The organism is Halomonas saccharevitans (assembly GCF_032333995.1).
GTDB classification, from domain to species: Bacteria; Pseudomonadota; Gammaproteobacteria; order Pseudomonadales; family Halomonadaceae; genus Halomonas; species Halomonas saccharevitans.
In genome coordinates this window covers 293,610-304,043 of sequence record NZ_JAVXUR010000003.1, presented here as the reverse complement: position 1 = coordinate 304,043, position 10,434 = coordinate 293,610, and the positions used below count along the sequence as shown (strand labels likewise).

The following is a 10,434-nucleotide window of genomic DNA, read 5'->3' as shown; positions in this document are numbered from 1 at the left end:
GCGGCGACGCGATAGCGGCGACATATCCGAGAAGGAGACGCGGCGCCATGGACATCGACCATGGCGCCAGCCCCTTTTCACGCGCGTAATGGGCGTAAAAAGGAGGGAAGCATAAGCATACAGAAAATCACATTTGGAAGGGCACCCTGAAATCCAGGGTGAAGTCGGGCGCATCATCCGTCATCCCGACGCCCACGTTGGTCACGATAGACGTCGAATCCGTGAGGCCGTAGGTGGCGCCGAAGTTGACGGACGCCGCATTGGCGCCACTCCCGATCACCTCCTGCTCCCGACCGCCGGAGGTGATTTTCGTTTCGAAGGAGTGCTGATGCGACAGCGACATGGAGAGGCTGAAACGCTGATTCAGGGCGAAGGCCGTACCGAAGCCCAGGCTGATGGTGTCGCCGAGATTCACGTCGCCGGGCACGGCTTCCTCACCGGAGCTGATATCGTCGAAGCTGCGCTCGATGTTATGCGTATATCCCACGTTGGCAAAGATAATCGCCGGATCGACAGTTTTCAGAAACGACAGCCCCGTGCTCACTCCCCAGACGCCGTTGCCCGAGGGCAGATCCTTCGGCACGGTGAGATTCTCCAGCTCGCCGTCCCCGCGGTCTATCGTGGTGGTGCGGATGTCGTAGGGGTGCTTGCCAGTGGGCGCCCGAACAGACAGGTTCCAGACGACATCGGGACGCACCTCGGCCTCGGGCAGCACACGGTAGTACACCCCGGCACTGACATCCCCCAGACGCCCCTGTTCGACGGTGGCATCGACCGGGGCATCTGGGTTCCCTCCCGCACCGCCCGTTTCGTAGCGGCTGTTGCGGTAGACGTAGGGAATCGCCAGCTGCACTTCTAGGCGATCCGTGATGCCATAGCGCGCGGTCAGGTCGAAAGTCGTGGTATGGCTCTCGACGTTATCGACGCTGATATTGCCCAGAAAGATGGCGTCGAGGGCGAGGAAACCGCTCAGGCCCAGCTCGCTGCGATCCGAATAGGAGTAGCTGATACCGGGCTCGATCGTCAGGCGCCGGGAAAAGAGCGCGTGCTCCTCGCGGAGCACGTCTTTCACACTCTGGCTGGGCTGCGCCTCGCGAATGCGCTCGTCGCCAGCGCCTCCCTGCGCCACGGCGAGTGGCGAGATAGTAGCGGCGAGCAGCAGCAGCGCTGAGCCGCGGCACGCGGCGCTTTGCAAGTTATTGTAAACATTATTATCCGGCATCGTTAACTCCCCTGAGTGCATGAACCCGGTAAGTCGCATCTTGCCCGTCAAGCCGTGAAAAGAAAAGGCGAGGCGGCGCGTCACGCGGCACCAAGGGGGCCAGCCAGCCCGTACGGGCCGTAAGAAAATAAAAAAGGCCGAGTAGAATCGGCCATTTAGATGCGGCTCGTCGACACAAGAGCGCTTTACTGCATACGGTCAAGCACGCGGATGGACTCCAGCATGCGCTTCATGTCCTGCCCACTCGTTGCGCCCGTCGCCTCTCCAAGCTGAATGCGCAGCCGTGTCATGTTACGAACCTGCTGCCGATTGCTGGAGAGCTGGATGGACTGACGCAGCCCGCGACGCGAGACGATTTCCTGGCGTGCCAGGCCCGCTCCCGGCAGATCGAGCGTCATGCCCAGACGGCCGGACTGCCGGTCGATCGCCACCTGGGCGCCGCCTGTCGTCGTCATAGAGCGTTGATTGTTGGCCGCCGGCATTTCTCCACGGCCCACTTCCTGGCCGACGTCGATCCAGAAGGCGTTGTTGGCGCTGTTGAAGTCGCCGCCGGCCTGAACCAGCTGCACGACCCCCGTACCGTTGGCGGTGCCTGCATCGATCACGGATCCCTGCCCCACCGTCGACTGCCGATAGGCCGCATACTCCTCCGGGGTAGTCGCGGTGATGTGGGAGGAGAAGGTCGGCGACGGCTGACCGCTGGCCATATTGAAGCCCAGGTTGGCCTGGGCGTGGATCTTCTCCCCCGCGGCCGTGCTCCAGTCCATGGACATCTCCACGCCGAAGAACAGCACCTCGCGGCTGTTGACGGCCTTACCTCGCAGCTGAGCCAGCTCATGATCGGACAGCTGTCGGCTGTGCTGGAAGACCGGACTGCTGAAATCGGTCGCCACCGTGGCCGCTTGCGCCGCCAGGGGAGCAGAGAGCACCAGCGATGCGCCGATCAGCGAGACGCCGAACGTTCCGCGACACCGCCGCCATTCGCTTTTCAAGCGGTTCATGACTTGTCCCTCGTGTGTAGCATTCCGAACGGTCAGAACACTTCGGCATGACGAAACCCGAAATCCAGCAGCCGCTGTTTCGGGACCGGTGAGAAGACGTCGGCCAGCCGGCGCGCCGTCAGCGGCTGATCTGGATCCAATAGCACCGTATGGGTATCGAAATTCTCGCCCACCACGGCAAAGATGATGTTGTTCCAGGCCTCGAGGAACTCATCCCGCGGCATGACCTTATTACCCAGTGCCGGGTCGCCGATATAGACTCGATCACCGGCCACCTTCTTCATCACCACGAAGTGCTGATAGCCGTCCAGGTCCAGCAGGACGATGACGGGAATCGAGACCGTATCCAGCGCGGGCTCGTCAACCTTATAGCCGCGCCCCCGCAGGCCGACGGTCTCCACGTAGTTGTTGAGGTCGAGCAGCGAGAATCCCAGCTTCTTCGCCTGATCGGCATCGGCAATCTCGAACATGCCCTCGAGCACCGCCGCCTCGGTCACCTCGGAACGCCCGTAGGCGTACTTCAGAATGGTCGCAAGCGACGCGGCGCCGCAGGAGAAGTCGGTCTCCTGGGCGACGAGGTTCTCGAACCGGCGCTCCTGGATGCTTTGCACCGACTTGACGACGCTGGTGCCCGGCACGACGTTGCCCAGGCGCACGGGGGCGGCCTCGGCCACCGGCGCTCCGGCGGTCATGCAGGCGGCCGCGAGCAGCCATGTAAGAGTGGTGTGTAACCCTGGCATCGTGATCCCCCTGCCGAAGCGGAAATACCCGGCCCGCCAGGGGCGGACCGGGTAGAGCCTTGGCATCGGCTCACTTGGCGCGAGCGATGGAGAGCGTGTTGCTCTGCATATTGAGATTGCCGGAGGCAATGTTGACCCCCACGTTGCCGGACGCGTTGTTGAAGCTGTTGCTGAGGCTGGAGCTGTTGGTATTGACGGTGGTGCCGGAGCAATCACAGTAAACATCGTTATCCAGCTCGTTGTCGTAGACCGTCTGGACGCCGGCCACCGTCGCCTCGGCGGAGCTGTTCTGGCCCACCGCCAGGGTCATGGCGTTGTTCTGGCCGTTGCCGAAGCCCGAGGCCATGTTCACCCCCAGGTTGCCCGTGGCGTTATTGAACGAGTTGGTGGCGGTGGTGGTGTTATCGGTCCCGTCGTTGTCGAACTTATTGCCGGACGCCGACTGGATCGAGAAGGTCGCGGCCTTGGCAAAGACCATAGCATCGACCTCATGCAAGCCAAGGAAACCTCCTTTAACTGTACCCTCGCTGCCCTTGGAGATAGCGGCATCGTTGGCCTGGCTGTTCAGCCCGCCGCTGGCCATGTTGACGCCGATATTGCCCTGGGCGTCATTGCCGGAGTTGGTGGCTTCCGTGGTGTTGTCGCTCTTGTCATCGTAGAGCGTGTTGTTATCGATATACTGCTTGCGATCCACGGTCGCGGCGGAGAAGTGGTTCGGATCATCCACGGTCTTGTCGAGGCTGAGATTCACGCTGATGCTGTTCTCTACTTCATGCGTGAGATCGACATCGACATCGTTCTCGACGGTGACACCGAGGGTGGCACTGGTGGAGAATTCATTGTCGCTGTCGCCACCGCCGGAGTTCGTCGCCAGCGCATAGGGGGCGGCGAGCAGGGCGGTGATGGCCAGGGCGAGCGGAGTTTTAGCGAAGGTTTTCATGGTCTTTCTCCTGAATGAACCTGAGGTTCTTGCTCTTGGTATTGTTAAGGCACGCCTACCGCTATCTGCGAGCACCGGATGTCATGCGGATACCGACATGGTTCCCGGTAGCGTTGCCCCTTCCTGCCGACTGATTCACCTGGATGACGCCGCGCGATCCGGCAAAGGCCGTCTCGTCGATGGCGACTCGCCGTGACGACGCGGTGTCTTCCGACTCCTCCGTCGGCTCCTGCGTGCGGGACAGCACCTGGCCCAGCGTCTCGCTGCTCAGGGAGCTGCCCCTTATGCCCAGAGCCACACTCAGGGTGTTGCTCTGCACATTCTCCTGCCCCGCGACCTGGTTGACGGAAATCCAGCCAACCGCCTGGCTCAGCGCGCGGTCTTCGATGACGGCGCTGGCCTGTTCCGGCACGAGGCGATTATTGGTCGTGACGATCTGCACCACGATGTTGCTGGCCAGGGCGTTCTCGCCCATGGCAATGACGCCGGCGTTGCTCTGCAGGTTTTGGCTGCCGGCGGCCATGTTGACGTTGATGGCGCCCTGGACGTTGCTCAGGGAGTTGCCGTCGATGATCGAAGCGGCGCGGTAGCTGGTGAAGACCCGATGATGGACCTCATCCGACAGGCCCTCCTGCCCCCAGGCCTGCCCCCCGGCGGCGCCAGTGAAGAGCGTCGACAGCCCCGCGGCCATCAGGGCGGCGGCCACCCCGCGGGCCCGATGCCGAGCGGTCAGGCGCTTCGGGGCGAAGCCCTCGAAGGCGCCTTTCCGGCTCGAGACGGTTGTCTTGTCGTTAACGCTCATCATCGAATTCACCTGGCGCTATGTGTCTTGAGAATTAGCGATGCATCTATGGCGCCATCGCCGGTCGTCTTTTTTACGATTACTGCTTTTATCGTTACGGCTTTTACCGTTACTGCCCGACCCTGACCGTCTGACTCTGATGGTTGCGATGCCCGGACGCTTCATGACGGCGATTGGTATCGCTGCCCCCCCCTTTGCGAACGGCACGCCCCTCGTCCCAAAGAATGACCCCGAGCCCTTCGTCAATCGCAGAGACCGACTCGCGGGCGTAACGCCCCCTGATCTCGGCCAGCGTTTCCAGGGAAAGCGCTTCCACCTGCGTACCGCCTTGCCGGTTAAATGCCTGTCCGTCGACGTCACGCCGGGTTGCGTCTTCGGCAAGAGCCACGGCAGACACCAACACGCCGGTTATGACCGCCACCGAGATGATCAACGACCGAGCAGCGCGGGACTTTTGAGTGCGGCTTGACCCGGTGCGGCTCGACGTTTCGAGCGTGGTCGCTGTGTGCTGGTGGCTTGTCGGCATTTCCGTTCCCCTTCTTGTTTCACAATGTATATAGCAATGCCCGTGCCAAAATAATCAAAGCATTGATTTGCCATGTTTTTTATAAAAATCGCCCAAACGTGCACGCGGGGAAGTGTTGCTTTTGCGTAACAATATTTACCTTTACCGCCGATACCGAGCCGCTCGATGGGCCTGGACCGCTGCCGCCTGGCCTTTGTCACTCTCTGCGGAAAAGTGGAAACAATATGTAACACTCCCTGACAAAAACACCTTGGAGATATGCAGACCACTGTTTTTACGAGTAAAAGAACTTTGCTTGATCGTGGCATCGCACGCGAGACGCGCTCTTTTCGCGCGGCGAAGCGACCTGCATCGGAGTCCGAACCTGCGATTTGCCGCCGGCTGAACACCGGCCTCGCGACCCGGGCGATAGAAACAACGGCTGCGCCTTCAGCGAGCGCAACGTGCTCGGTCCGCGATCAAAAGGGCGTCTGGCACCGTCACGCTGTCTACGGATCCGTGCAGGGGAAAGTCGGGGCGTGTGTGCCTTGCACGACCGAGGATGGACACCGTGTCGCCTCCTACGGAGAGTCCCATCGGCGAGCCGCCTGCGGCGCCGAGCGGGACATGACGCTGCGGGCAGCGCCGGCATGAAGCCACGTGTTGGAGAGCCACATGCTGAAGAGTCACATGCTGGAGAGCCGCGTGTTGGAAAGTCACGTGCTGGAGAGCCACGCGCTGGAGAGTCGGTGTCGCGACGATATCGTATGTGGGAGGGAGGAAAGGCGGCAGGCGCGATCTGCGCCGGCCGTAAAGCGTCATGGAGCACGCCTCATGGCGCCTCGAGGGGCAGCGGGTCCTGTCCGCCGTCAGCCGATTCGGGAATCGACCCTGCCCCACCTGTTCCTGGGACGGCGCCTCGACGCGGGGATTAGGCGGTCGGCTGGGCGGAAGACTCCGGCCGAATCACTCCGTGCTTTTCCATCAGCCGATAGATGGTGACGCGGGACACGCCCAGCTCCTTGGCGGCCGGATGGATCTTGTTCTTGTTGCGCCCCAGGGCGGCGATCAGCGCCTCCCGCTCGGCCCGCTCCTTGGCCTGCTCCAGGGTGAGAATCTGGCGCGACATCTTGCGCCGCTCGATCCCCAGGTCCTCGGGCTGGATGAGGCGGTGCTCACACATGATCATGGCGCGACGCATGCGGTTGATGAGTTCCCGTACGTTACCCGGCCAGGAATACTGCCGCATGACCAGCAGGGCGTCACGGGAAATGCCCCTGAGATGGCTGGGCTTTTCGCCGGCGAAACGCTCGAAGAAGTAGCGAGCCAGTATCTCGATGTCCTCCTGATGCTCGCGCAGCGGCGGCACCTTGATCTGCAGGACATTCAAACGATGATAGAGATCTTCACGGAATCGCCCCTCCTCGACGGCCCGCTCGAGATCGACATGGGTCGCCGCGACGATGCGCACGTCGACGGGAATATCCTCCAGGCCGCCCACTCGCTGGATGGTGCGGGTTTCGAGAAATCGCAAAAGATTGACCTGCAGCTCGAACGGCAGATCCCCGATCTCGTCCAGGAAAAGAGTACCGCCATCGGTGGCCTCGATCCGGCCAATTTTCTTCTGCACGGCCCCGGTGAAGGCCCCTTTCTCATGGCCGAAGAGTTCCGACTGAATCAGGTGGTCCGGCAGGGCGCCACAGTTGATGGCATGGAAACAGGCAGAGGCGCGGGGAGAACGCTCGTGAATCGCCTGGGCGGTCAGCTCCTTGCCGGTTCCCGACTCGCCGCTGATAAACACCGGCGCCTCCACGGCGGCCACCTTGCGGATCATTTGAAACAGCTTCCACATCACGGGGGTGGAACCGACCATCTCGTATTCCGAGTCGTCGTTCGACGCAGCCCCAGTCATGCCTCGCTGCTCCACGTCGTGTCGTTGAAGAGTCGACATCATGTGGGCCTGCTGCATCAGACAGCCAAGCTCCTGGCTCTCGACGGTCGGTGCAACCAACCCATGGCATAGCGTGGCGATCAGCTTGCGGCTCTCTGCCGCTTCCAGGGTGTCTTCGGCGGCCACGGCCAGCCACAGGCACCGACTGCGCAAAATCAGCGATTCGAGCTGACCAATACGGTCGGCCGACAGGCCATCGACATGCACCACGCCAATACGGCACTCGGAGTCGTCCTCGAGACAGCAGCCGGACCATGGCGGCGAGAGCCGTGTCACGCTCCAACCCAGAGTGCGTACCTTCGCTTCTAACTGTTCTGCCTCGCCTGTTGCCTCGGCGATCATCCAACAGCCCTGTTTGACTTCCATTGCGCTTCTTCCCTCCCTCTCCGGCGGCGATCCGCCGACAAGGACGTAGTGGGCGGCAGAACCTGTAAGCCTGATGGAGATGGCTGCTTTGCTCTGCGTCGCTCGTACACGACGCAACGTCCTGATGCATCTTTATATCAATGAATCACGATGTAACACTTTGATACATCTTGATTACAAACAGGGTTGAGTATAGCAGTCTTCCAGAATTAGCTACGAAACGGCAGCGCCGACTCGGCCGCGGCGACGTAGGCCTCGACGTGGCGCCGCTCCTCGGCACAGAAGCGCGCGACGCCGTCGCGCAGCCGCGGGTCGGCGATGTGGTGCAGCGAGGTGAGCCGACGCGGCGCGAAGCCCCGGGCAAGCTTGTGCTCGCCCTGGGTGCCGGGATCGAAGAGGGTCAGCCCCCGCGCCAGGCAGTGCTCGATGCCCTGGTAGTAGCAGGCCTCGAAGTGCAGGCAGTCGGCGACCACCTCGCTGCCCCAGTAGCGTCCGTAGAGGGTGCGCGTGCCCTGCAGGCAGAGCGCGGCGGCCACCGGCTGGCCCTCGAGACGCGCCTGGATCAGCAGCAGCGACTCCGGCAGGGTGCGGCGCAGCCGCTCGAAAAAGTCGAGGCCGAGATAGCCGTGGCGGCCGCGCTCCAGATAGGTGATCTCGTAGCAGCGAAAGAAGTGTGCCATGGCCGCCGCGTCGATAGCCTCCCCCTCCAGGCGATGCAGGGTGAGGCCCTGCTCGGCTACCAGGCGCCGCTCGCGGCGGATCGCCTTGCGCCGCTTGGCGGTCAGCGCGGCGAGAAAGCCCTCGAAGTCGCCATAGCCGCGATCCTGCCACTGGAACTGCACCCCCCGACGCGCGAGCAGCTCGGGGCGTGCCTCCCGCCAGGCCGTCACCTCGGCCTCCTCGGCGAACAGCAGGTGCCAACTCGAGAGATCTCCCCCCTCCCAGGCCCGGGCCAGCAGCCGACGCGCGGCCAGGGGATCGACATGGGACGCCAGGGCGAGGCGCGGCCCCGGCGCCGGAGTGAAGGGAATCGCCGCCAGCCCCTTGGGATAGTAGTAGTCGCCGCCGGCGCGCTCCCAGGCCTCGGCCCAGCTCCAGTCGAAGACGTACTCCCCGTAGGAGTGAAGCTTGTGATAATGGGGCAGGATCCCGACCAGCGCCTCGCCCTGCCAGAGGGTCAGGTGACGCGGCACCCAGCCCGTGGCCGGGCTCGCCGCGCCGCTGGCCTCCAGGGCATGCAGGAACTCGTGGCGCAGGAAGGGGTGATCGTCGTCGACCAGGGCGTTCCAGCGCGCCGCCGGCACCGCCTCGATGGCAGACGCTTCGCTAAGGACCAGTTCCGGCATGAGGCCTCCCGGGGAAGAGGGGCCGGCGGCTGACAAGCCACCGGCATTGCGCCTACATTGTGCGCAGACCCACCCCCCGATGCCACCACTCACCGCTATCACTGACAGGGAGACGCGCATGGCCGACGCCCGCGCACTGCAGGCGCGCCTGGAACAGCAGCGCCACGCCTTCACCGCCGAGCCCTACCCCTCGGCGGCGGTTCGACGTGACCGCCTCAAGCGGCTTTCGACCATGACCCGCCACCATCGTGACGAGATCGTTCGCGCGATCCGCCAGGACTTCGGTCATCGCGCCGAGGCCGAGACGCGCCTGGCGGAGATCGCCACCCTGCTGCAGGCCGTGCGCCATGCCCGCCGCCGCCTCAGGCGCTGGATGAAGCCCCGCCGGACGGCCGTGCCCTGGCGCCTGGCGCCCGCCCGAGCGCGCGTCCATCGCCAGCCGCTGGGCGTGGTGGGCATCATCGCCCCGGCCAACTATCCCTGGCAGCTGGCGCTGCTGCCGGCGATGGACGCGCTGGCCGCCGGCAACCGGGTGATGATCAAGTCCAGCGAGCACGCCTCCACCACCGCCGCGCTGATGGCACGACTGGTGGCGCGCTACTTCGACCCCGCGGAGCTGACCGTGATCGAAGGCGACGCCGAGGTCGGTCGCGCCTTCGCCGCCCTGCCCTTCGACCACCTCCTCTTCACCGGACCGGCGTCGATCGGGCGCCAGGTGGCGAGCGTCGCTGCCGAGCGGCTGACGCCGGTCACTCTGGAGCTCGGCGGCAAGACGCCGGCCATCGTCGCCGATGACGCCGACCTGAGCCACGCCGCCCGTCGCATCGCCTTCGGCAAGTGGCTCAACGCCGGCCAGACCTGCATCGCCCCCGATCACGTGCTGATCGATGCCGCGCGCCTGCCGGCCTTCGTCGAGGCGCTGCGCGAGGCGATCACGGCGTTCTATCCCCAGGGCACGGCGAGCGACGACTATTCGGCGGTGCCCGGCGAGGCGGCGCGGGCCCGGCTCGAGGCGATGCTCACCGAGGCCCGCAACCACGGCTGCCGGGTGATCGAGTTCGGCGAGCGCCTGGAGTTCAGCCGGGGGATGAAGCTGCCGCCTACCCTGGTGATCGACCCCACCGCGAGCCTTTCGATCATGCGCGAAGAGATCTTCGGTCCCTGGCTGCCGGTGATCGGCCTGCGCGACTTCGATGCTGCCCTGGCCCGGGTCGGCCAGGGCCCACGGCCACTGGCGCTCTACGCCTTCACCGACGACCCGGCGCGGCGCCGACGGCTGATGGAGGAGACCCACTCCGGCGGCGTGGTCTTCAACGACACCCTGTGGCACAGCGCCGTACCCGGCCTGCCCTTCGGCGGCGTGGGCGAGAGCGGCATGGGCGCCTACCACGGCGAGGCCGGCTTCCTGCGCTTCAGTCACCAGCGCAGCGTTTTCGTCCAGTCGCGGCGAAGCGCCATCGGGCTGCTGAATCCGCCCCATCGGCGCTGGCTGCTCAAGCTGCTGGGGTTGTGAGGTAGAAAAACCACAAAATAGGCGGAATAGCGGCCTACATGGGCGGAA

At 64.1% G+C, this 10,434-nt stretch carries 9 protein-coding genes; 1 reads left to right on the top strand and 8 read right to left on the bottom strand.

Features of this window, described 5'->3' with window-relative positions; all coding sequences use genetic code 11:
* Positions 1 to 127: 127 nt before the first annotated feature.
* From RSO68_RS09435 to RSO68_RS09400, 8 genes are all read right to left on the bottom strand, one after another.
* On the bottom strand, positions 128 to 1,222 hold the full coding sequence (locus tag RSO68_RS09435; RefSeq protein ID WP_315586418.1) for a hypothetical protein: 1,095 nt from the start codon (positions 1,220 to 1,222) through the stop codon (positions 128 to 130).
* Positions 1,223 to 1,407: 185 nt separating this feature from the next.
* Positions 1,408 to 2,223 carry a hypothetical protein gene (locus RSO68_RS09430; RefSeq protein ID WP_315586417.1) on the bottom strand — a complete coding sequence of 272 codons (816 nt, stop codon included), beginning with the start codon at positions 2,221 to 2,223 and terminating at the stop codon, positions 1,408 to 1,410.
* 32 nt (positions 2,224 to 2,255) lie between these two features.
* Positions 2,256 to 2,963, bottom strand: coding sequence for a C39 family peptidase (locus tag RSO68_RS09425; RefSeq protein WP_315586416.1), 708 nt, complete (start codon positions 2,961 to 2,963; stop codon positions 2,256 to 2,258).
* A gap of 70 nt (positions 2,964 to 3,033) precedes the next feature.
* Positions 3,034 to 3,903, bottom strand: coding sequence for a hypothetical protein (locus tag RSO68_RS09420; protein ID WP_315586415.1), 870 nt, complete (start codon positions 3,901 to 3,903; stop codon positions 3,034 to 3,036).
* A gap of 61 nt (positions 3,904 to 3,964) precedes the next feature.
* The gene (locus RSO68_RS09415) at positions 3,965 to 4,705 is read right to left on the bottom strand and encodes a hypothetical protein (RefSeq protein ID WP_315586414.1); all 741 of its coding nucleotides are present in this window, start codon (positions 4,703 to 4,705) and stop codon (positions 3,965 to 3,967) included.
* Positions 4,706 to 4,814: 109 nt separating this feature from the next.
* On the bottom strand, positions 4,815 to 5,231 hold the full coding sequence (locus RSO68_RS09410) for a hypothetical protein (protein WP_315586413.1): 417 nt from the start codon (positions 5,229 to 5,231) through the stop codon (positions 4,815 to 4,817).
* Positions 5,232 to 6,141: 910 nt separating this feature from the next.
* Positions 6,142 to 7,527 (bottom strand): sigma-54 interaction domain-containing protein, encoded by a 1,386-nt coding sequence (locus RSO68_RS09405; RefSeq protein ID WP_315586412.1) that lies wholly within the window; start codon positions 7,525 to 7,527, stop codon positions 6,142 to 6,144.
* A 209-nt stretch (positions 7,528 to 7,736) separates the two neighbouring features.
* Entirely contained in the window at positions 7,737 to 8,873 is a 1,137-nt protein-coding gene (locus RSO68_RS09400) for a GNAT family N-acetyltransferase (RefSeq protein WP_315586411.1), read from the bottom strand.
* A gap of 118 nt (positions 8,874 to 8,991) precedes the next feature.
* Here RSO68_RS09400 and RSO68_RS09395 point away from each other — a divergent pair, with 118 nt between their 5' ends.
* Positions 8,992 to 10,386, top strand: coding sequence for a coniferyl aldehyde dehydrogenase (locus tag RSO68_RS09395; protein WP_315586410.1), 1,395 nt, complete (start codon positions 8,992 to 8,994; stop codon positions 10,384 to 10,386).
* Positions 10,387 to 10,434 lie beyond the last annotated feature (48 nt).

Bases quoted from the DNA above. Each gene is read 5' to 3' on its own strand.
- RSO68_RS09435 (WP_315586418.1), bottom strand. From the start codon at position 1,222: ATGCCGGATAATAATGTTTACAATAACTTGCAAAGCGCCGCGTGCCGC.
- RSO68_RS09430 (WP_315586417.1), bottom strand. From the start codon at position 2,223: ATGAACCGCTTGAAAAGCGAATGGCGGCGGTGTCGCGGAACGTTCGGC.
- RSO68_RS09415 (WP_315586414.1), bottom strand. From the start codon at position 4,705: ATGAGCGTTAACGACAAGACAACCGTCTCGAGCCGGAAAGGCGCCTTC.
- RSO68_RS09400 (WP_315586411.1), bottom strand. From the start codon at position 8,873: ATGCCGGAACTGGTCCTTAGCGAAGCGTCTGCCATCGAGGCGGTGCCG.
- RSO68_RS09420 (WP_315586415.1), bottom strand. From the start codon at position 3,903: ATGAAAACCTTCGCTAAAACTCCGCTCGCCCTGGCCATCACCGCCCTG.
- RSO68_RS09395 (WP_315586410.1), top strand. From the start codon at position 8,992: ATGGCCGACGCCCGCGCACTGCAGGCGCGCCTGGAACAGCAGCGCCAC.
- RSO68_RS09410 (WP_315586413.1), bottom strand. From the start codon at position 5,231: ATGCCGACAAGCCACCAGCACACAGCGACCACGCTCGAAACGTCGAGC.
- RSO68_RS09405 (WP_315586412.1), bottom strand. From the start codon at position 7,527: ATGGAAGTCAAACAGGGCTGTTGGATGATCGCCGAGGCAACAGGCGAG.
- RSO68_RS09425 (WP_315586416.1), bottom strand. From the start codon at position 2,963: ATGCCAGGGTTACACACCACTCTTACATGGCTGCTCGCGGCCGCCTGC.